The sequence below is a fragment of the Streptomyces spinoverrucosus genome, assembly GCF_006539505.1.
Lineage (GTDB): Bacteria > Actinomycetota > Actinomycetes > Streptomycetales > Streptomycetaceae > Streptomyces > Streptomyces spinoverrucosus.
The window spans coordinates 12584-31660 of record NZ_BJND01000028.1 but is presented as its reverse complement, the minus strand read 5'-3'; the positions used below and the strand labels follow the sequence as shown (position 1 = coordinate 31660).

Annotated in this window: 18 protein-coding genes, 1 tRNA gene and 1 pseudogene; 4 read left to right on the top strand and 16 right to left on the bottom strand. The window is 68.9% G+C overall.

What is annotated here, in order from left to right:
• Nucleotides 1-59: 59 nt before the first annotated feature.
• Nucleotides 60-479 carry a heavy metal-responsive transcriptional regulator gene (locus SSP24_RS20700; protein ID WP_141311153.1) on the bottom strand — a complete coding sequence of 140 codons (420 nt, stop codon included), beginning with the start codon at nucleotides 477-479 and terminating at the stop codon, nucleotides 60-62.
• A gap of 77 nt (nucleotides 480-556) precedes the next feature.
• Here SSP24_RS20700 and SSP24_RS20695 point away from each other — a divergent pair, with 77 nt between their 5' ends.
• The 3 genes from SSP24_RS20695 to SSP24_RS20685 all read left to right on the top strand — a co-directional run bounded on the left by SSP24_RS20695 (nucleotide 557) and on the right by SSP24_RS20685 (nucleotide 3942).
• The gene (locus SSP24_RS20695) at nucleotides 557-733 is read left to right on the top strand and encodes a tRNA-dependent cyclodipeptide synthase (protein WP_141311152.1); all 177 of its coding nucleotides are present in this window, start codon (nucleotides 557-559) and stop codon (nucleotides 731-733) included.
• A 20-nt stretch (nucleotides 734-753) separates the two neighbouring features.
• Nucleotides 754-2958 (top strand): heavy metal translocating P-type ATPase, encoded by a 2205-nt coding sequence (locus SSP24_RS20690; RefSeq protein ID WP_141311151.1) that lies wholly within the window; start codon nucleotides 754-756, stop codon nucleotides 2956-2958.
• Nucleotides 2959-3120: 162 nt separating this feature from the next.
• On the top strand, nucleotides 3121-3942 hold the full coding sequence (locus SSP24_RS20685; RefSeq protein WP_141311150.1) for a DUF2182 domain-containing protein: 822 nt from the start codon (nucleotides 3121-3123) through the stop codon (nucleotides 3940-3942).
• A 19-nt stretch (nucleotides 3943-3961) separates the two neighbouring features.
• On the opposite strand, the gene SSP24_RS20680 is transcribed toward SSP24_RS20685, so the two are convergent.
• From SSP24_RS20680 to SSP24_RS20615, 15 genes and pseudogenes are all read right to left on the bottom strand, one after another.
• Nucleotides 3962-4615, bottom strand: a complete 654-nt coding sequence (locus SSP24_RS20680) for a DUF1326 domain-containing protein (RefSeq protein WP_141311149.1) — start codon at nucleotides 4613-4615, stop codon at nucleotides 3962-3964.
• Between the two features lie 13 nt (nucleotides 4616-4628).
• Nucleotides 4629-5336, bottom strand: coding sequence for a class I SAM-dependent methyltransferase (locus SSP24_RS20675; RefSeq protein ID WP_218037095.1), 708 nt, complete (start codon nucleotides 5334-5336; stop codon nucleotides 4629-4631).
• A gap of 4 nt (nucleotides 5337-5340) precedes the next feature.
• Nucleotides 5341-5643 (bottom strand): heavy-metal-associated domain-containing protein, encoded by a 303-nt coding sequence (locus SSP24_RS20670; protein WP_229864922.1) that lies wholly within the window; start codon nucleotides 5641-5643, stop codon nucleotides 5341-5343.
• Nucleotides 5603-5845, bottom strand: a pseudogene (locus SSP24_RS20665) (cupredoxin domain-containing protein); the annotation flags it as partial. The pseudogene SSP24_RS20665 and the gene SSP24_RS20670, both read right to left, overlap by 41 nt.
• 231 nt (nucleotides 5846-6076) lie before the next feature.
• Nucleotides 6077-6157: an SHOCT domain-containing protein gene (locus SSP24_RS44205; protein WP_280527086.1), complete on the bottom strand. Its 81-nt coding sequence runs from the start codon at nucleotides 6155-6157 to the stop codon at nucleotides 6077-6079.
• Between the two features lie 107 nt (nucleotides 6158-6264).
• Nucleotides 6265-7251 (bottom strand): TIGR02677 family protein, encoded by a 987-nt coding sequence (locus SSP24_RS20655; protein WP_229864924.1) that lies wholly within the window; start codon nucleotides 7249-7251, stop codon nucleotides 6265-6267.
• 102 nt (nucleotides 7252-7353) lie between these two features.
• Nucleotides 7354-7752 (bottom strand): type II toxin-antitoxin system VapC family toxin, encoded by a 399-nt coding sequence (locus SSP24_RS20650; RefSeq protein ID WP_141311147.1) that lies wholly within the window; start codon nucleotides 7750-7752, stop codon nucleotides 7354-7356.
• Nucleotides 7749-7979, bottom strand: a complete 231-nt coding sequence (locus SSP24_RS20645; RefSeq protein ID WP_141311146.1) for a FitA-like ribbon-helix-helix domain-containing protein — start codon at nucleotides 7977-7979, stop codon at nucleotides 7749-7751. The genes SSP24_RS20650 and SSP24_RS20645 overlap by 4 nt, the downstream gene beginning before the upstream one ends.
• A 306-nt stretch (nucleotides 7980-8285) precedes the next feature.
• Nucleotides 8286-8358, bottom strand: a tRNA-Arg gene (locus SSP24_RS20640).
• A gap of 1209 nt (nucleotides 8359-9567) precedes the next feature.
• Entirely contained in the window at nucleotides 9568-11034 is a 1467-nt protein-coding gene (locus SSP24_RS20635) for a polysaccharide deacetylase family protein (protein ID WP_141311145.1), read from the bottom strand.
• Nucleotides 11035-11579: 545 nt separating this feature from the next.
• Nucleotides 11580-13589, bottom strand: a complete 2010-nt coding sequence (locus SSP24_RS20630; RefSeq protein WP_141311144.1) for a glycoside hydrolase family 31 protein — start codon at nucleotides 13587-13589, stop codon at nucleotides 11580-11582.
• 139 nt (nucleotides 13590-13728) lie between these two features.
• Nucleotides 13729-14550, bottom strand: a complete 822-nt coding sequence (locus tag SSP24_RS20625) for a carbohydrate ABC transporter permease (protein ID WP_141311143.1) — start codon at nucleotides 14548-14550, stop codon at nucleotides 13729-13731.
• Nucleotides 14550-15578: a carbohydrate ABC transporter permease gene (locus SSP24_RS20620; protein WP_308439624.1), complete on the bottom strand. Its 1029-nt coding sequence runs from the start codon at nucleotides 15576-15578 to the stop codon at nucleotides 14550-14552. The genes SSP24_RS20625 and SSP24_RS20620 overlap by 1 nt, the downstream gene beginning before the upstream one ends.
• Nucleotides 15575-15808, bottom strand: a complete 234-nt coding sequence (locus SSP24_RS45135; protein WP_308439625.1) for a hypothetical protein — start codon at nucleotides 15806-15808, stop codon at nucleotides 15575-15577. Before SSP24_RS45135 ends, SSP24_RS20620 begins: the two co-directional genes overlap by 4 nt.
• Before the next feature lie 17 nt (nucleotides 15809-15825).
• Nucleotides 15826-16926 carry an extracellular solute-binding protein gene (locus SSP24_RS20615; RefSeq protein WP_308439626.1) on the bottom strand — a complete coding sequence of 367 codons (1101 nt, stop codon included), beginning with the start codon at nucleotides 16924-16926 and terminating at the stop codon, nucleotides 15826-15828.
• Between the two features lie 536 nt (nucleotides 16927-17462).
• On the opposite strand from SSP24_RS20615, the gene SSP24_RS20610 reads away from it, so the two are divergent.
• The gene (locus SSP24_RS20610; protein WP_141311142.1) at nucleotides 17463-18980 is read left to right on the top strand and encodes an alpha-N-arabinofuranosidase; all 1518 of its coding nucleotides are present in this window, start codon (nucleotides 17463-17465) and stop codon (nucleotides 18978-18980) included.
• Nucleotides 18981-19077 lie beyond the last annotated feature (97 nt).

Below are 19077 nucleotides of genomic sequence, written 5' to 3'. Positions count from 1 at the left end.
CAACGCACAGGGCATCCTGAATTCACGTGTCGATCAGAGGCGCGGCGCGCAGAGCGGGGTCATGTGTCTTCGGCTGCGATGGCGGTGGATTCGATGATCGGGCAGATCACGCCGGGCTCGCCGCGCCCGGCGGCCTGGTCCGCGACGTGACGGGCTTCCTGGAGGGTCTTCTTCAAGGCCTGGAGGTCGGCGATGCGCTGGTCGACCTGGGCGAGGTGTTCGTCGAGGAGGTTGATGACGAGGCCGCAGGGCTGCTGGCCGTGGCGCTGGAGGTCGAGGATGCGCTTGATCTCTTTCAGGCTCAGGCCGAGGGCCTGGGCCTGGCGGATGAAGCGCAACGCGGGCAACGCGGTGGCGGTGTAGGTCCGGTACCCGGCGGCCGTGCGTTCGGGCGGGTCGATGAGGCCGTTGGCCTCGTAGAGGCGGACGGCTTTGGGGCTGAGTCCGCTCTGGGCGGCGATGCGACCGACGGTGAGCATGCCGGGTCTCCGTTCGTGGGACGTGTCTCCAGTGTCGCCTTGACCTTGCCCTAAGGGCAAGGTTCTACGGTGCGGGCATGACGACGGATCAAGGGGACGACTGTCCGCCGATGGCGGTGGAGCCGTTGAGCGACGTGTGCGCGGCCGTGGTGGAGCAGGGCGAGCATGCCTGCTTCGGGATCAGCCCGTTCAACAGCTACCGGTCGGCCGCCGGGCAGGGCTTCGCCGTGGTCACACCGGCGGGCCGAGGATGAGGGGGAAAGGGATCTCCACGATGACCACCACGACCGACACCGGCACCGGCCGCCCCATAGAGCTGATGATCACCGGGATGACCTGCGCCTCATGCGTGGCGCGGGTCGAGCGGAAGCTTGGCAAGCTGCCGGGAGTGAGCGCCACGGTGAACCTGGCGACCGCGACCGCGCATGTCACCCGCGAGGACCCGGCGGTCGAGGTGGCGGAGCTGATCGCCGCCGTCGAGGCCATCGGCTACGGCGCCGAGGTGTCCGGGATTCGCGTGCCGGAGGCCGAGGAGGCCGAGACCGTCGATGCCGAGCAGGTACATGTCGCCGGGCTGCGGCACCGCCTGATCGTCTCGGCGCTGCTCGGGCTGCCGGTGGTGGTCATGTCGATGATCTCCGCGCTGCACTTCGCCGGGTGGGAGTGGGCCGCACTGGCCCTGGCCACGCCGGTGGTGGCGTGGGGCGCGTGGCCGTTCCACCGAGCGGCGGCAGTGAATCTGCGGCACGGCTCGGCGACCATGGACACTCTGGTCTCTCTGGGCGTTCTGGCCGCCTACCTGTGGAGCGCGGGCACCCTGGCCGTCGGCGGGAGGCACCTGTACCTGGAGGTCGCCGTCGTGCTGACGGCGTTCCTGCTGGCCGGCCGGTTCTTCGAGGCCCGGGCCAAGCGGCGGGCCGGGGACGCGATCCGGGCGCTGATGGACCTGGGCGCCAAGGACGTCGCCGTACTGCGCGACGGGGCCGAAGCGCGGATCCCCGTTGAGGAGTTGGTGGTCGGGGACCTGTTCGTGGTGCGGCCCGGGGAGAAGATCGCCACGGACGGGGAGGTCGTCGAGGGCGCCTCGGCGGTGGACGAGTCGCTGCTGACCGGGGAGAGCGTGCCGGTCGAGGTCGAGCCCGGCTCGCCGGTCACCGGCGCCACCCTCAACAGCCACGGCCGGCTCGTCGTCCGCGCGACCCGCGTCGGCGCCGACACCAAGCTGGCCCAGATCGCCGCACTGGTGGAGCGGGCGCAGATCGGCAAGGCCGAGGTACAGCGGTTGGCGGACCGTATCTCGGCGGTCTTCGTCCCGGTCGTCATCGCCCTGGCCGTAGGCACGTTCGGCGTGTGGATGCTGACCGGAGCCGCCGCGGCGACCGCGCTCACAGCGGCCATCGCCGTGGTGATCATCGCCTGCCCATGCGCGCTCGGCCTGGCCACACCGACCGCGCTCATGGTCGGCACCGGACGCGGGGCCCAGCTCGGGCTCCTGATCCGCGGCCCGGAGGTCCTGGAGTCGACCCGGCGGATCGACACCGTCGTACTCGACAAGACCGGCACGGTCACCGAGGGCAAGATGCGCCTGGTCGACCTCATACCGGCCGACGGGGAGGACGCGGCCGAGGTCCTGCGCTTGGCCGGCGGTCTGGAGGACGCCAGCGAGCACCCCATCGCCACCGCCATCGCGGACGCCGCACGAGGTCAACTGAGCGCACTGCCCGCGGTGACCGCTTTCGCCAACACCCAGGGTCGGGGCGTGACCGGGCAGGTCGAGGGCCGTACGGTCCGTGCGGGGCGGGTCGCGTGGCTGGAGGAACACGGCCTGGTGCTGCCCGAGGAACTCGGCCGCGCACGGAAGGAGGCCGAGGCCGAGGGGCGTACGGTCGTCTTCGCCGCCTGGGACGAGCGGGTGCGCGGCGCGCTGGTGGTCGCCGACACCGTCAAGCCGACGAGCGCCGAGGCGGTCGCCGACCTCAAGCGGCTCGGGCTCACCCCGGTCCTGCTGACCGGCGACAACGCGGCGGCTGCCCGGGCGGTCGCGGCCGAGGTCGGCATCAAGAGGGTCATCGCCGAGGTCCACCCCGAGGACAAGGTCGCCGAGGTCCAGCGCCTCCAGCAGGCAGGCCAGGTGGTGGCGATGGTCGGCGACGGCGTCAACGACGCTGCCGCCCTCGCCCAGGCCGACCTCGGCCTGGCCATGGGGACCGGCACGGATGCGGCCATCGCGGCGTCGGATCTGACCCTGGTACGGGGTGACCTGCGGGCGGCGGCGGACGCGATCCGGCTGGCCCGCCGTACCCTTCGCACGATAAAGGCGAACCTGTTCTGGGCCTTCGCCTACAACGTCGCCGCGCTGCCGCTCGCCGCGCTCGGCCTGCTCAACCCGATGATCGCGGGCGGGGCGATGGCGTTCTCCTCGGTGTTCGTCGTCTCCAACAGCCTGCGGCTGCGACGCTTCCAGACCCTGAACCGCTGATATCGACACAATCCCGGACCCGACTCCTCCAGCACGTATGTGATCTGCTGGAGGAGTCGGGTCCGATTTGTCACTCCCCATGGCCAGCCACCGTCGATGCCACCGGGCCCTGGTGGTGCAGCGCCCGATGACCACGGCAGACCGGGCCCCGGGAGGAGCGCCATGCTGCACGTCCGTATCGTCGTCCCGACGCCGACACAGCCCGGAGTCCTCCTGCTGCGGCGTGACCTGGCCATTGCATGGATCCTGATGGCCCTGCTCGCGGCGCCGGCATGGGTTCTCACCGTTGCCCAGGCCCGCGACACGAGCATGGAGCCGGGAACGATGGGTCTGGCACTGCCACTCTTCCTGCTGCTGTGGGTGACCATGATGGTGGCGATGATGTTCCCGTCGGTGGCACCAGTGGCCATCACCTGGGCACGGGCGATCGGCCGGCAGTCGGCCGGTACGGCCCGCGCCGCCCGGATCGCCCAGTTCGCCGGGGGCTACCTACTCGCCTGGACGGTGTTCGGTCTCTTCGCCTACGGAGTACTGGCAGCGACCGGGTGGCTGGTGGACCGCAACCCCGAGGCAGGTCGTTGGCTGGGCGCGGCCGCGTTCCTGCTCGCGGGGCTGTACCAGTTCGGGCCGCTGAAGCGCGTCTGTCTGCTGCACTGCCGCAACCCGCTCTCGCACCTGATGCGGTACGCGCACTTCCGGCCGTGGGCCCGTGACCTGCGCGTGGGCGCCCACCACGGGCTCTACTGTGTGGGCTGCTGCTGGGGCCTGATGATCGTACTCGTACCGCTCGGCGTGATGAATGTGGCAGCCATGGCCGGTCTGGCGGCAGTCATCTTCCTGGAGAAACTGTGGCGACACGGCCCGTTGTTCACCTGGGCGGTTGGCGTGACCTTCCTGGTCCTGGGCGTTCTGGCGCCGTTCCAGGACTGGTTGCTGCCCGGCCTCCAGATGTCCGAGCCGCCGGCGAACCCCATGATGCACTGAACGCACTGAGCGCCTGCTGTCAGTCGGGACCGCTCCAGTCGAAGGGGAAGTGCTTGCTGGACTTGCCGCTGCGGTTCCAGCTGAAGCCGAAGGCGTCGGCTTGATCGGTGGTGGCGCGACCCCAGGTGGCGATCTGGCCCGGGCCGACCTCGGCACCGGGGGCGTTGTGGACCTGCACCCGCGCGCCCTCCGGAGTGGTGGGACCGGCGAGGGCCTCGGCGCGTGCGGTGACCCGGCCGGGGATCTCGGCGCTCCATGCCCCTAGGCCGTCGTCGATCTCGACGGTGATGGGCGCGACGTCCATCCCACGCATCTCCGCGTTGAAGATCTCGCTGAACTGCTGTGGCCAGCCGCCCGCCTCCCCGCCGAAGATCGCGCCGAGCGCGGCGCGCTGCTGATCGTCGGCACGCTCGTCGACGAAGACGGCGGCGTACGCGTCCGTGTGGGTACCCTCCCAGACGTTGCCGGTGAAGGACCCGAGCATCAGGACATTCAGACCGTCGAGCCGGACATCCCCATACCGTCCCTCGCGTATGTGCCAGGCGAGCACACCCTCGCAATCGCCCTCGGTCGGGGGCTGGGCAAACGTGCAGGGGCACGGTATGGCGCACTTGCAGGTATCGAACCAGTCGCCGGCCACATGCCAAGTCGGACTGGTGATCTGCTCCGTCATTTCGCGAGCCTCCTCATCCCCCACCTACGTAAGAGCGTTGCGAGGCTCCCGCGCCGAGCCCGCGGTCCCGGTGGCGGTGCGGTCTCACCTCCAGCATGCGCCTCGCCGATGCGGAAGCGGAAGCTCCTGCGAGGAGAGCGGCCCCGCGCCCGCTCGATCTCCAGTCCTTCCGCCCGGACGCACCGCAGCGGTCGGCGCATGAAGTGCTCCCCGCCGAGCGGGACGGTGACGACTTCGAAGATCGCTGGATCGCGCGGACGGGCCAGGCGGAGCTCGCGATGTGGTCCAGCAGCAGGAGCCGGCCGCCGGGCTTGAGCACGGGGCTCATCTCGGCGACGGCGCGCTGGTCGTCGGGGATCGCGTACAGGGACAGGGTGCACACCACGGTGTCGAAGGCGGCGTCGGGGAACGGCAGGGCCTGGGCGTCGGCCTCGCGCAGGCCTGCGGTACGGCCGAGTTCCTCGGCGCGGCGTCGGGCGATGGCCAGCATCTGCGGGCTCCACTCGATACCGGTCAGCCGGACGCCCGGAGGGTGGAAGGGAAGGTTCAGTTCAGTGCCGATGGCGACCTCCAGGACGTCGCCAGTGGTCTGCGAGCAGACCCGGCTACGGCTCTCGCCGAACAGGCGGCGGCGGTCGAGGAACCGCATCTGCCGGTCGTAGGAGCGGGCGTGCTTGTCCCAGTATCGGCGCAGCCGCTCGTTGTTTTTCGGCTCGGACACGGTGTCATCCTCTCCGCTGCCGGCTTCCCCCGCACGTCACGGTCGGCCCCCGAGGCGCGGGCCGGGCCGTGTAGTCGCCCGCCTGCTGCACCGCCGCGACGAGTGCGGCCGTGTCCACGTGAGCGCCTTCCTCCAGGCGGACCGTGGTACGTCCGGTCTTCACGTCGGTGGCAGCGAATCGGACGCCGGGGATGTCTTCCAGCTCGTCGTCGATGAGCTGACCGCAGCTTGAGCAGTGCATGCCCTCGACGATCAGCACCACCTGCTCACCGACGTCGGTGTCCTTCTTGCGGTTGAAGAGCCTCACTTGGTGTCTCCCTGAAGGTGATGGCGCCGGTCTGCATCCCCATGGCGCAGGAGAAGCGGAGGTTGCCGGGCTTGCGGGTACCCAGGTCGACCTTGGTCTCGCCGTTGCGCTTGACGATCTCCTGGACCCCGAGTTCGGGGACGGTGAAGGCGCGGGCGCAGCCGCCGGAATCCTTGCCGTGCAGCACCAGCGTGGTCGGGACGCCGGCCTTAAGCCACCGCCGTCAAGACTCATCAGGAACGCGACCGCCGGTCCGGCGGCCTTCACTGCGCGCTCTTGCAGCCGTGATCTCGGGGCTGACTGGTGCCGGTGTCCGTAGGCGCGCCCAGGCGCAGAATCCGAACGTCACTCGCTGGATGCGCTTCCCCGGCCGGCGGTCAGCCCGGCGGGACACCTCACGGGACGCTGCCGTACTCCGGGGTGGGGATGGTGATCATCTCTGGCCGACCCCGGAGAGTCGGCGCAGGTACTCCTCCTCGTCGATCTCGCCAGCGGCGTAGCGACGTCGCAGGATGTCCTGCGGTGTCTCGACGTTGGCGGGCTTGCTCGCCGCATCCCGGGTCAGAGAGCGGATCAGCCAGACCAGTCCGACGATGAAGAGTGCCAGGAGGACGAGCCCGACTAGGGCCTGTCGTTTGGATCAGGTCGGCTGAGAGAGACTGCGCCTTTCGGCGGACCCGAGCGGGGTCTGGTGCGTGCAGCTGCAAGGCGGAGGAGGGAGTCGACGCGGAGCGATGGGGGTGCCCCCGCGCGAACTCGATTCGAGCGTGGGGCAGAGTGACGACAACGCGGCAGATGCGCGTGCCAGGGCCCGCGACGCCGGCATGATCCAAACGACAGGCGGCGCTCTCTGCCTCCTCCGGGGCCGCATCGCTCGCCTCGGGCCGCCGCGAGGCACAGCAACACCCGCACCCGGTCCTGGTCCTCCAGCTCACCGATGAGCAGGGCAATCCGGCCGCCCAGCGTGATCAGGTCCTGGATGAACCGCTCCAGGTACTGGATGAGACGGTCCTTGTAGGCGAGGAACACCTCGATCTCGACGCCGTGCAGGTCGATGGTGCGCTGCAGGGAGCCCATGAATGCCCGCGCGTTCTCCGCCAGAGCCTCGAACCGGCCGGCCAGCGCGGACAACGCGAGATGGGCTTTGGCCGCGTCCGGCTCGTCATCGGAGGCGATCACCAGCAGGGCCCGCAGCTGTGTGACGATGTCGTGCAGCGCGACCGCTTGCAGCGCGCCGCGCCGGCCCAGGGCCTCGTCGTAGACGGAGAGAGCCTGCTCGGCGGCCTCACCGGCCTGGGTGAGCTGATAGATGAACCGCTTACGGTAGAAGTCCTCGACCGCGGTGACGCGGGCGGTGTCCGGGTCGGACCGGAGATTCCCCCAGCCGACGAGACTGTCCAGCGCCTTGACCACGGTGTCCAGGTCAGCGGGCCGGTGCTCCGCAGGGAGCGCGGCCTGCACGTCCTCGGGCCGCAGGTGCACGGCGAATCGCTCCTCGGCGGACAGGAACGTCCGCATCACCTGGCTGTAGAGGGCGGCATTGGGCGCCGTGAGGTGCGCGAACGGCGCGTGCGGTGCCCGTTCCGGGGCGGACGGCGTGGACGTCATCGCCTCCACATTGTCACCGACGGCACCCCCCTGCGCCGACAACCGCCACCAAAGCATCACGCACGGTGACGAGTAGTGCTGTCGGCGCGGACGGGTGCGGAGTCAGGCGTCGAAGACTTCGATCGGGCACTTGGCCGTGCCGCTGCGGTCGATCCGTGCGTCGCAGGTGACCAGCGGTACGGCGAGGACTTCGGCGAGGGCGACGTACTGGGCGTCGTATACGGACAGGTTCTGGCGCAGGGCGCGGATCCGGTCGAAGAACGGTAGGGTCTCGTGCCGGGTCAAGGGCAACTGCCGGTAGTCGTCGATGGCCTTGGCGACCTGGTTCTCAGTCAGCTTGCCGCCGCGCTCCATGCCCAGCAGCGCGGACTGGATCTCGTAGTCCAGCAGAGTGGGGCTGAAGACGGTGCTTGCCTGGGAGATACGTCCACGCAGGAGACGAGCCCCGGCGGTCCGGGAGGTCAGGGCGGGTACGAGAGCCGAGCAGTCGAGGACGATCAACGCCCGGCCCTCATCTCGTCGATGGCCTCGAGCACATCGCGGGTGCTGACGTCCGCGGAGGCTTCGCGGTCCAGGCGCTGCATCATCTCGGCCAGAGTCGGTTTAGCCGTCTCACGGGCCAGGACGTCCTTCACGTACGCCTGCAGACTCTGTCCGGCCTGGGCTGCTCGAACCTTGAGGGTCTGCATCTGGTCATCGGGCATGTCCCGGATTGTCAGAACGGTCATGCATGCATTCTAGCGCCGCTGCATGCAGATTGCAGCTCGGCTCGGCGGGTGCTCGGCAACCTTATGATCGCGTCGCAGCGTCTGCGTGCCACTCGCCTGCAGGCCTCGATCTCCGTCGTCTGCGGTGATCTGTCTTGACCTTCCCGGATTTTTCCCTGTCGTGATCAAAGCGGTGACTACCGCTGTCCATTTCGGCACCATCAGAAGCGCGCGTTTTGTCCCCCGCCTGTCCCCCGGGTAACGCAAAACGCCCTCCCGGAAGAACTCCCGAGAGGGCTAAACGCGACCTGACCTGCGAAAATGCAGTGCCCCCGGCAGGATTCGAACCTGCGACACCCGCTTTAGGAGAGCGGTGCTCTATCCCCTGAGCTACGAAGGCAGGGGCTTGTGGAAAACCTTGCTGAAAATCCAGGCGGCGGATCTTCGACGAGGAGCACAAGCCCGCTGGTCGGACGTGATGCGATGCTCTCCGCCAGGGATGCCTGAGCGGACAACAGGACGTACCAACGCGCGACCAAGGACAGCGTAGCGGATGTGCGCAAGCGGGGGTCCTCTGTATGGGGGCAGGCGAGCGGGGTGGCGAGCGAGCGATCCCCTGACCTGCTGTTTCACCGGTTTTCGATGACCGCCTGGTGGACGTTCAAGGGGTGAAGGCCGAGGGTGGTTGGACCGTTCTGTTCCCTGCGTCAGCTTGTGGGGGCTACTTGGTGTCGTCTCCCGGCGCCCGGCATGACAGGCGGTTGCCTGTGCGTAGGGGTAGGGGGTTCTTCGCGGCGTGGGAGCGAGTCGAGTCAGGTCTGGCGCAACGTACCAGCGCGTAATCACTTGCACTCGGACCTCAAGGTGGAGCCTCTTTACCGCGACCCCCGAAGCGGTGGCACAGCGCGGTTGCTGGGAATTCGCTTTTCGAGATCGAACTGAATATCCAGGATTCGAGAGCTCCGACCGCTCAGGGTTACCGGGTCTCACCACCGATGTCTGCGCAACCAGGCGATTGACCCGCCTGTTGCCGCCTCCGACAGCCGGGGCCAGGCCTGGTCGCACAGCCAGGCAGAGCCCCTGCAGCAGTGCTCCGAGACGACAGCGAAATGCGCCGCGGATGCCGGGGAGTATTCGGGAAGGCGATAACGATGAAGGCCGCGGCCTCAGTGCCGTATTGGTGTCCTCCGCTTTGTGTGTTCTGCTGCGCGACCACCCTGCGGCGTCCGCTGGCGCCAGCCCATCCCTGGTCCCGTGACTCGCGGCTCTGGAGCGTGCCCGGTTTGGAAGACGCGTGGCACTGGGAGACGTATCAGCGGTCGATTTCCGCGGACACTGCGCACGCGACGCGTGGGACGGCCAGGTCTCGGATGCTGGTGGGCGTGGTGCGCTCGCCGGACTCTGGTCGCTCGGTGGTTGAGGCATCGCCTGGCCCGCCTGGTTCGACCGGTTTCTCGCGGCGTCCCACTGAGAGCTTCTTTCAACCGCTTCATCCCGTACGACACGCGTTCAAGCTGCGTCGTCACCCCATCTCGCTGAAAAGAGCCCGCCCCGTGAGGCCGCCCACGGGGCATGTCGGCCGGAAACGTCAGGCTGTCTCACAGCTCGCTCAGAGGGTGGCGCGCAGGTGGCTGACGGTGACGAAGTGGTAGCCGCGGGCGGTGAGGGTGCGCAGGATCTCGGGTACCGCGGCGACCGAGGTGGGGTGGATGTCGTGGACCAGGACGACGTCGTTGGGCTCGGCCTGGGAGATGACGGTCTGGGCGACCTTGGCCGGGTCGTGGGACTTCCAGTCCAGGGTGTCCACGTCCCACAGGACGGGGGACAGGCTGGTGGCCGCCTTGACCCTGTCGTCGATCGCGCCGTACGGCGGGCGGAAGAGCGTCGGTTCCTGGCCCGTGGCGTCCTTGATCGCGGCGGTGGTGCGTTCCAGCTGGGAGCGGATCTGGGCGGGGGTGAGGTTGGTGAGGACCGGGTGGTTCCAGGAGTGGTTGGCGATCTCGTGGCCGGACTTCATCTCGGCGCGCACGATGTCGGGGTGGGTGGCGACGTTCTGGCCGACGACGAAGAAGGTGGCCCGCGCCTTGTACTGGGCGAGGTACTTGAGCAGCGTTCCCGTCTCGGGGGCGGCGGGGCCGTCGTCGAAGGTCAGGGCGATGCACTTGGCCTGGGAGCAGTCCGTGGTGTCCTCACCCGGGTCCGGCTGCGCGGCGACGGTCGGGGCGGGGGTGTGGGCGGCACCGAGGTCGAGCTTGTCGTCCGGGTCGGTGGTCTGCTGCTGGGCGCGGCTGCCGAAGTCGGACAGCCAGGGGGTGACGGTCGACTTGGGGAGAGTGACGGAGATGCGGCCGGCGGGGGGAACGCCGACCGTGCCCCGGTCGAAGTCCACCTTCAGATCGCCGTCGGCGGTGAAGGCCATGTCGTCCAGGTAGGCGTCGCGGTTCTCCCGGTCGCCGAGCGACGCCTCGACCGTGTCGGAAGTAACGCCCTCCCGCTTCAACAGGCGCTTCTTCAGGGCCGAGACGAAGGCGTCCCGGGAGTCGTCCGCGATGAGGCCGGAGGACGGCCGGTACTTCTTGGCCGCACCGTCGTACCAGTACGCCCTGGTGTCCACGCCGTCCGCGTTCGACGTACGGTCGACCGTCGCCAGACGCACGCCCAGGACGTCGCCGGAGGCCACGAGGAACGAGAAGCTGACGTTCAGCTCGGGGCCCTCCGAGCCGTCCGCGCCGGGCGAGCCACCACAGCTCGGTGGGCCGCCGATGTCCGTGCCGAGGAAGACCGCGAGGCGTCCCTCCACGTCCTTCTTCATCGCGGCGGTCACCTTGTCGGCGCCGGGGACGTCCGGGTAGCTCGTGGCCCAGGGGCAGGAGCGGTCGGTGCTGCTGTCGCTGACGATGCTGACGCCCTTGAGCCTGGTCAGGTCGACCTGGGTGCCGGTGTCGTTCCCGCCGGTCCCGGATCGTCCGTCCGGGGAGGGCGCCGAGTCCGCCGGGGACGAGCCGGTGGAGCAGGCGGCCGTCAGGGCGAGCGAGCCGAGCAGGAGGAGCACGGGGGCGAGAGCGCGTCGAGGCATGCGTGAACCTGGGTCCGTGAGGTGCCGGGGCGTGAGTACGGGGCGTGCGGGCGCGCTGGGCTGTTGCTGCGCTGCGGCGTCCCGCTGCGATGCCTTGCGAAGGGCAAGGGCTTTCTTTTCGCCGGGTCAAGCTATGTTTCCGGCCGTTCTCCCGCAATCCCCCAGGCCCGCCGCTCGCCCGGATGTGACGACTCTCTCTCGGGCCATGCTGTCGGACGCCCCTCGCATCGCGCGATGGGACGTCCCCGAATCGTGCCGCGGGGCGGCCCACCGCATGGAGGCGGTTCATGATCGAGTGACGGGAGGTGAACGGGGGCGAGTCGCTCCGCCGTGCTCGTCACGCGCCTCTTCGATCGTCGACGGAGGAGGTGAGAACGGATTCCAGGATGTCCAGCAGGTGATGAGCGAGGGCGCCGCCGACTCCCGCTTCCTCACCGGGCGGGTCCACACCAGAGCGCCGCTCAACAAGTCGGCGAGGCGTCGGAGCGAAACCTCTGCCGACGGAAGAGCGGTTCACCCTGCTGCGAAGGCAGGCGCACAGGTCATCAGGCGGTGATCTCCGTGAACGCGTCCGCGACGGCGGCGCCTTCGCGGACGAAGACCGGGATACGTTCCAGCGGCGCGGGAACGTCGAGCGTGGTGCCGCCCCCGTGGAGCTCGCCGGTGGCGGTGTCGGTCCAGCGGGCGCCCTCCGGGAGGTACACGGTGCGGCAGCGGGCTCCGGCCTCGGCGACCGGCGCGACGAGGATGTCGGGTCCGAGGAGGAACTGGTCGTCGACGGTCCAGGCGTGCGCGTCCTCGGGGAAGCCGAAGAACAGGGGGCGCATCACCGGCGCCCCGGTGTGGTGCGCCTGTTCGGACAGCTCCAGCAGATAGGGGCGCAGCCGCTCGCGCAGCCGCAGGTGTGCGGTCAGGATCGGGTACGCCTGGTCTCCGTATGCCCAGACCTCGTTCGGTCCACCGGTCATGTCCGCGGAGAAGGTGGGGTGGTTGGGCGCACGGTCGCCGTGCAGCCGCATGAGGGGGCTGAAGGTGCCGTACTGGAACCACCGGACCAGCAGCTCCTGGTACGCCGGGTCGGTGGGGTCGCCGCCGAGGAAGCCGCCGATGTCGGTGTTCCACCACGGGATGCCGCTCATCGCGACGTTCAGCCCGGCCCGGATCTGCTGGGCCAGCGACTCGAAGGTGGGCATGATGTCACCGGACCACAGGGCGGCGCCGTAGCGCTGGCTGCCGGCCCAGGCTGAGCGGACGAGGCTGAGCGGGCGCTCGTCGCCGGCCTCGTTCAGGCCTTCGGCGACGGCGCGGGCGACCAACTGCCCGTAGAGGTTGCCGACCTGGACACCGGGACCCACTGAGTAGGCGGCGCGGGCGGCCAGTTCGGGAGGCATGTCCGGCTCGCAGGCGTCGAGCCAGAAGGCGGAGACACCGAGCGAGTGATAGTGCTCGCTCAGCTGTTGCCAGAGGTGGCGGCGGGCGGCCGGACGGGTGGCGTCGACGTAGGTCATCGGCTGGTAATCCGTGCCGTGGCCGCGGGCGGGCCAGGGGAAGGTCAGCAGGCCGCCGTGGTTGTCTCCGACGAGGAGTCCGGCGTCGTGCAGCGTGTCGTGGTTGCGGCTGCCGGGATCCACGGTGGGCCAGACGGACACCGCCAACCTGACGCCGAGAGACTCCAGTTCCTTGATCATGGCGTCCGGGTCGGGCCAGTCGGTGGGATCGAAGTCCCAGTCGCCCATGTGGGTCCAGTGGAAGAAGTCGCAGACCATCACCGACAGCGGCAGTCCACGTTCCTTGTACTCCCGGGCGACGGCCAGGAGTTCGTCCTGCGTGCGGTAGCGCAGCTTGGACTGCCAGAAACCGGCCGCCCATTCGGGCAGCAGCGGCGGGTGCCCGGTTGCCTCGGCGTACGCCTCCATGATCTGGGCGGGGGTGTCGCCCGCGGTGATCCAGTAGTCGATCTGGTGGGCCGAGTCGGCGACCCAGCGGGTGGCGTCCCTGCCCAGCTCGACCCTGCCCATCGCGGGGTTGTTCCAGAGCAGGCCGTAGCCGCGGGAGGAGTGCAGGAACGGGATGGCGACCACCGTGTTGCCCTGGACCAGATCGATCACCAGGCCCTTCTGGTCGAGGTAGCCGTGCAGGTGCTGGCCCAGGCCGTGGATCCGCTCGCCGTCGTACGCCTCGAAGCGCTGCTCGGTGCGGTAGGCGCCGTCGGCGAGCGGCGCGTAGGAGCGCGCCCGCGGGCACGCCGTGTAGGGGCGCTTGTCGGAGAGGAGTTCGCGGCCTGTTTCGGTGTGCAGGAAGCGCAGCGAGCCGTCCTTGTCGGCCTCCACGGTGAGGCGGCCGTTGACGATGCGGGCGCTGCCGTCCGCGTGCGCGGTCACGGTGGGGGCAGGGCCTGTGGCCGGGATGTCGAGGGCACCGGGGAGTGTGTCGTCAGGGGCGTGACCGGGGCGGGCGCGGACCCGTACCGAGTGCGGCCCCCAGGGCTCGATGAGGAGGACCTCGTGCGGGGTGCGTCGTTCGAGGACGCCGCCCTGTGCGGTGAAGACGGTCATGGCTCTGGGGATTCCTTCTCAGATCCGGATGGCGGCGGTGGTCGACGGTCACAGTCGGATGACGTTCCAGGACAGTGGCGGCAGCGAGGAGGACAGAACTGCTGGATGGAGGGGTGCCCTTGTCGAGGAGCTGGGCTCGTCACTTGATTCCGGACGTGGCGGTGCTCGTGACGAAGCCGCGCTGCAGGATCAGGAACAGGATCAGCGAGGGCAGGATGTACAGGATGGCGCCCGCTCCGACGACGGTGTAGAGACCGGTTCCCTGCTCGGTGACGTAGCCGGTGGCCATCTTCACCGCGAGCGTGGTGTGGTCGTCGTCCAGCAGCAGGGCGGGGGAGATGTAGTCGCCCCAGCTCCAGCTGAAGGAGAGGACCAGGCTGGTGGCGATGACGGGCCAGGACTGCGGGAGGAAGATCCGCCAGAAGATGCGGATCTGCCCGCAGCCGTCGATGATCGCCGCCTCCTCCAGTTCCCTGGGCATGTTGGAGAAGAACTGCCGGAAGAGGAAGATCAGATACGGTGCGCCGGCCAGCCCCCACAGCACCCACGGCACATAGGTGTTGAGCAGGCCGGCCTTGGAGAACAGCAGGTAGGTCGGGATGAGGGTGATGACCTGCGGCGTCATCATCGTGGACAGCATGAGCCCGAAGATGATCCGTTTGCCGGGTCCGGTCAGCCGGGCGAAGCCGTAGCCGGCCCAGGCCGAGGCCAGGGTGATCAGCACCGAGTAGATGCCGGCGATCGTCAGCGAGTTGCGGGCGTAGCCGAAGAAGTCGAAAAGGGTCAGGGCCAGGCGGAAGTTCTCCAGGGTCGGTTGGTGCGGCCACCAGTGGATGGGCACCGCGCGCAGTTCGGAGGGGTCCTTGAACGCGCTGATCAGGAGCCAGCCGAAGGGGCTGAGCATGAGCACCAGGATCGCGACCAGGAGCATGTAGACGACTTTGCGTCGGGCCAGGACCATCAGTTGTCTCCGATCGTCCGGGGCTTGGTCTGTGTCTGCTCGGGATCCACTGCGTAGAAGACCACTCCCCGGCTCAGCTTGAAGACGAGGAAGGTGACGGCCATGACGAACGCGAAGAGCACCCAGAGCATGGCGGAGGCGTAGCCGTAACGGCCGTTGGAGAAGTACTGCGTGAAGACGTCGATCATGATCAGTTGGTTGCTCTCGGGGACGGCCCCCACGCCCTTGGGTGTGGGGTCGATCGAGATGAGGAGTGGCAGGAAGCTCTGCAGCGTGGCGATGATCTGGGTGACCAGCTGGAAGAACAGCACGGGGGAGAGGAGGGGGAGGATGATCCGGGTGAAGGACTGCCACCAGCTCGCCCCGTCCACCCGCGCCGCGTCGAGCAGTTCCGCGGGGATGTCCTGCAGCCCCGCCAACGAGATGATCATGACGTTTCCGCAGGCCCATACGGTCAGCGAGATCAGTACATAGCGGGCGTAGGGATCCGCCAGCCAGGAGAGCCCGTTCACGCCGAAGATGTCCAGCAGGCCGTTGGCGGAACCCGAGTCACGGTCGAAGATCAGCTTGAAGACGAGGGCGGAACCGACCGGCGGCACCACGGCGGGCAGATAGACCAGCGTGCGGAACACGCCCCGGGCGCGGATCGGCTGGTTCAGCAGCACCGCGAGGAGGAGTCCCGCGGCGATCGTCAGCGGCACCGTGATCGCGGTGAACAGGCCGGTGCGGCCCAGCGACGCCAGGGTGTCCGGGTCGGTGAAGACCTCACGGTAGTTGGCCAGCCCCACGTAGCGGGCGTTGGGGGACAGGCCGTCGGAGTTGGTGAAGCTCAGCCACAGCGCGTAGCCCAGGGGGAAGACCGTCATGGCCAGGAAGCCCAGCAGCCAGGGGCCGGCGAACACATAGAACGCCCCGGTCCGGCGGGCACGCAGGGAGCGGGGACGGCGCGTCCGCGGCGAGCCGGGCCGGGCGATGGCCGCCCGCATCGGCGAACGCGCGTCCGGCCCGGCGAGCTGATCGGTACTCACCCCACCAGCTCCTCGCCCCGCTTGAGCTGGTCGTTGATCTGGGAGTTGAGCGTGTCGGCGACCTTCCCGGCCGCCGTACCGGACTTGACCGCGTTCGGCAGCACCTTGGTGAGCACCACGTTCAGGGCGTCCACCTGCGCGTACGGGCTGACGGGCAGCACCGAGAAGTAGGGCAGCTCCCGCTGCTGGACGTCGTAGGACTGCTTGTGGAACGCGGTGTCCCGCGGCATCTTCGAGACGAGGGAGTTCAGGGAGGGGATGCCCCAGCCGGTGGTCGCGCGGTCCTGGGCGAGCTTGCCGGCGAAGTAGTACTCGAAGTACTTCCAGGCGGCGTCCTTGTTCTTGGCCTTCTTGGGGATCCAGTAGCCGGTGCCGCTGAAGCAGGGCTGACGCGGTGGCTGCCGAGCTGGGGCGCGGGGGCGAACCGCGAGACCTCGGCGATCTTGGCGTCGCCGCCGATCGTCCCGCCGAACCAGTAGCCGTCGGTGGCCATCGCCATCCGGTTGGCCTGGTAGGTGGGCCAGTCCCAGCCGTCCGGGTTGGGGTTGACGACGCTCGGGCCGATGTCGGCCTTCGCGTAGTCCAGGTACCACTGCAGCGCCTTGAGCGCCTCGGGCGAGGAGAAGTCCACCGTGGCCAGGTCATCGGCGAACAGGCTCCCGCCGGCCGACGCGGTCATCCACATGAACGTGGTGAGGGGGCCGCCCAGGGTCCCGGCGCTCAGGCCGTACACCTTCACCTTGCCGAGCCTGCGCTTGACCAGCCGCTTGCCGAGGTCCAGCCACTCGTCGCAGGACAGCGGTTCGGTGTCGCTGGGGAGTTCCAGCTCGGCCGCCTCGAACAGGTCGGTGCGGTACCAGAACATGCAGTCCTGTGAGTAGTCCTTGGCCATGCCGTAGCGGGGACCGGTGCCCTGCTTCTTGGTCTCGCTGTCGTAGCGCCACACGTCGTTGGCCGGGGCGAGGTCGGAGGGCTTGAGCACGTCGCTCTTGGCGAAGTACGAGTCCAGGTCGGTCATCAGATCGCGCGCGGCGAAGTAGGGCACGTCCGTCGCGCCGATGCCGCGGACCACATCCGGCGGGTTGTTGCCGGCCAGCATGGCGTTGAGCTTGGTGATGTCGTACGTGACGATGTCGAGGTTCATGCCGAGCTCCTGCTCGACCTTCTGCTGGTCCTTCTTCTCCCAGGCGACGTCCATGATCGTGAGCGTCTCCTTGGCGCCCTTGGCGCCGCTCCCGGAGTCGACGGAGGAGGCGCAGCCGGGCAGGGCGGCAGCGGTGAGGGCGGCGCCGGCGGAGGCGGCCAGGAAACGGCGCCGGTCGAGGGAGCCTCTGGGTGCAACGGGCATGACTGTGAAGCCTTTCGTGCGGTGGGCATGCTGGGATGCGCAGGAGACGGGCGCTTCCGCGCAGGAAGGCGCAGCGGGCGGGAGGAGAAGGAAGCCCGGTGTGCGCCCGGCCGTGGTGGACGGCCTTCGGGCACGGAGTCGGCGACACCGCCCGCACTGGGGGTGCCGAGCGTTGAGGGTCCGGTACTTCGGCCGTGCGGCGTCACGCCCCGAAACGCCCACGTGTAGAAACCGGTTGCAGAAGGCTTCGGCGAACGTAGGACGGGCTTCCGGGCAGTGTCAAGAGGCTGGAGCGTCCCCGTATTCAGCGGGTCCAACCGCGCGGAGGCCCGTGACAGAAGAAGGCTTGATGCAACCCTCTTGACTCTTGCAGCAGCGCGATGGCAGCTTTTTGTAGCGCTACAAGAAACCGGTTGTTAAGCGTTCGTCACGCCTTGAACGAGACCGCCACCGGTCGGTGATGCCGCACCACCTCTGCTCGCGCCCCGCACCACCACGCCCCCTCGCGTCCCACCCCATCCAGCAGGAGTACGTCCGTGCCCAATGCCACCGCGGTGATCAACCTCGACATCGAGGGCCCGACGATCAGCCGACATCTCTACGGCCACTTCGCCGAACACCTCGGCCGCTGCATCTACGGCGGTTTCTGGGTGGGGGAGGACTCGCCGATACCCAACGAAGGAGGCATCCGGCTCGACGTCGTCCAGGCGCTGCGGGCCCTGAACATTCCCAACCTGCGCTGGCCGGGCGGCTGTTTCGCCGACGAGTACCACTGGAAGGACGGCATCGGGCCCCGCGGCCAGCGCCCCCGGATGGTCAACACCCACTGGGGCGACGTCGAGGAGAACAACCACTTCGGCACCCACGAGTTCATGGCCCTGTGCGAACTGCTCGGCGCCGAGCCCTACATCAGCGGCAACGTCGGCTCCGGCACCGTTCAGGAGATGAGCGAGTGGGTCGAGTACCTCACCCGCGACGGCGACAGCCCCATGGCCAGGCTGCGCCGGGCCAACGGCCGCGACGAGCCGTGGCGGGTGAAGTTCTGGGGCATCGGCAACGAGACCTGGGGCTGCGGCGGCAATATGCGCGCCGAGTACTCCGCCGACCTGGCCCGGCAGTACGCCACGTACTGCCGCGACCACGGCGACAACAAGCTCTACCGCATCGCCTCGGGCGCCTCCAACGACGACTACAAGTGGACCGAGACGCTGATGCAGCAGATCAGCTGCTTCGGCTGCGAGGCCACTCCCAAGAACTACTTCCAGGGCCTGTCCGTGCACTACTACACGCTGGCCGGCCCCTGGGAGGCGAAGGGCAGCGCCACCGTCTTCGACACCGACGACTACTACCGCACGATGGTCGCCGCCCGCAGGACCGACCGGATCCTCACCGGCCACTCCACGGTCATGGACGTCTACGACCCCGGCCGCACGGTCGGCCTGGTCCTGGACGAGTGGGGCACCTGGTGGGACGTGGAGCCGGGCACCAACCCCGGCTTCCTGTTCCAGCAGAACAGCCTGCGCGACGCGCTCGTGGCGAGCACACACTTCGACATCTTCCACAAGCACGCGGCCCGCCTGTACATGGCCAACATCGCCCAGACCGTCAACGTCCTGCAGGCGATGCTCCTCACGGACGGCGACTCACTCGTGCTGACCCCGACCTACCACGTCTTCGAGATGAACAAGGGCCACCAGAACGCCACCTCGCTCACCGTCCACCTCAGCGGAGACGGCATCCGACGCACGGTCGGGGACACGGAGCTGGAGACCCTGTCCGCCTCGGCCAGCGTCAAGGATGGGGCGGTGCTGATCTCACTGTCCAACCTCGACGCCGAGGAGCCCGTCGAGCTGACCCTCGACCTGCGCGGCCGCACCATGGGCGAGCCGACCGCCCGCATCCTGACGGCCGGCCGCCTCCAGGACCACAACACCCCCGGCACACCGGAGGCGGTCAGCCCACACCCCTTCGACGACCTCAAGACGACCGAGCAGGGGCTCGCCCTGACATTGCCGCCCCACTCGTTCGTCACCGTCCGGGCGCCGCTCGGCTGACCTGCCCAGCGCTGTGTCCCGCGTGGGGCCGGGCCGGCCGCACACCGCCGCCGGCCGTCGGCCCCGGCCTCAAGAGCCCCGTTCCCAAGCGCACTTC

Bases quoted from the DNA above. Each gene is read 5' to 3' on its own strand.
- SSP24_RS20700 (WP_141311153.1), bottom strand. From the start codon at position 479: ATGCTCACCGTCGGTCGCATCGCCGCCCAGAGCGGACTCAGCCCCAAA.
- SSP24_RS20695 (WP_141311152.1), top strand. From the start codon at position 557: ATGACGACGGATCAAGGGGACGACTGTCCGCCGATGGCGGTGGAGCCG.
- SSP24_RS20690 (WP_141311151.1), top strand. From the start codon at position 754: ATGACCACCACGACCGACACCGGCACCGGCCGCCCCATAGAGCTGATG.
- SSP24_RS20685 (WP_141311150.1), top strand. From the start codon at position 3,121: ATGCTGCACGTCCGTATCGTCGTCCCGACGCCGACACAGCCCGGAGTC.
- SSP24_RS20680 (WP_141311149.1), bottom strand. From the start codon at position 4,615: ATGACGGAGCAGATCACCAGTCCGACTTGGCATGTGGCCGGCGACTGG.
- SSP24_RS20655 (WP_229864924.1), bottom strand. From the start codon at position 7,251: ATGACGTCCACGCCGTCCGCCCCGGAACGGGCACCGCACGCGCCGTTC.
- SSP24_RS20645 (WP_141311146.1), bottom strand. From the start codon at position 7,979: ATGACCGTTCTGACAATCCGGGACATGCCCGATGACCAGATGCAGACC.
- SSP24_RS20635 (WP_141311145.1), bottom strand. From the start codon at position 11,034: ATGCCTCGACGCGCTCTCGCCCCCGTGCTCCTCCTGCTCGGCTCGCTC.
- SSP24_RS20630 (WP_141311144.1), bottom strand. From the start codon at position 13,589: ATGACCGTCTTCACCGCACAGGGCGGCGTCCTCGAACGACGCACCCCG.
- SSP24_RS20625 (WP_141311143.1), bottom strand. From the start codon at position 14,550: ATGGTCCTGGCCCGACGCAAAGTCGTCTACATGCTCCTGGTCGCGATC.
- SSP24_RS45135 (WP_308439625.1), bottom strand. From the start codon at position 15,808: ATGCCGCGGGACACCGCGTTCCACAAGCAGTCCTACGACGTCCAGCAG.
- SSP24_RS20615 (WP_308439626.1), bottom strand. From the start codon at position 16,926: ATGCCCGTTGCACCCAGAGGCTCCCTCGACCGGCGCCGTTTCCTGGCC.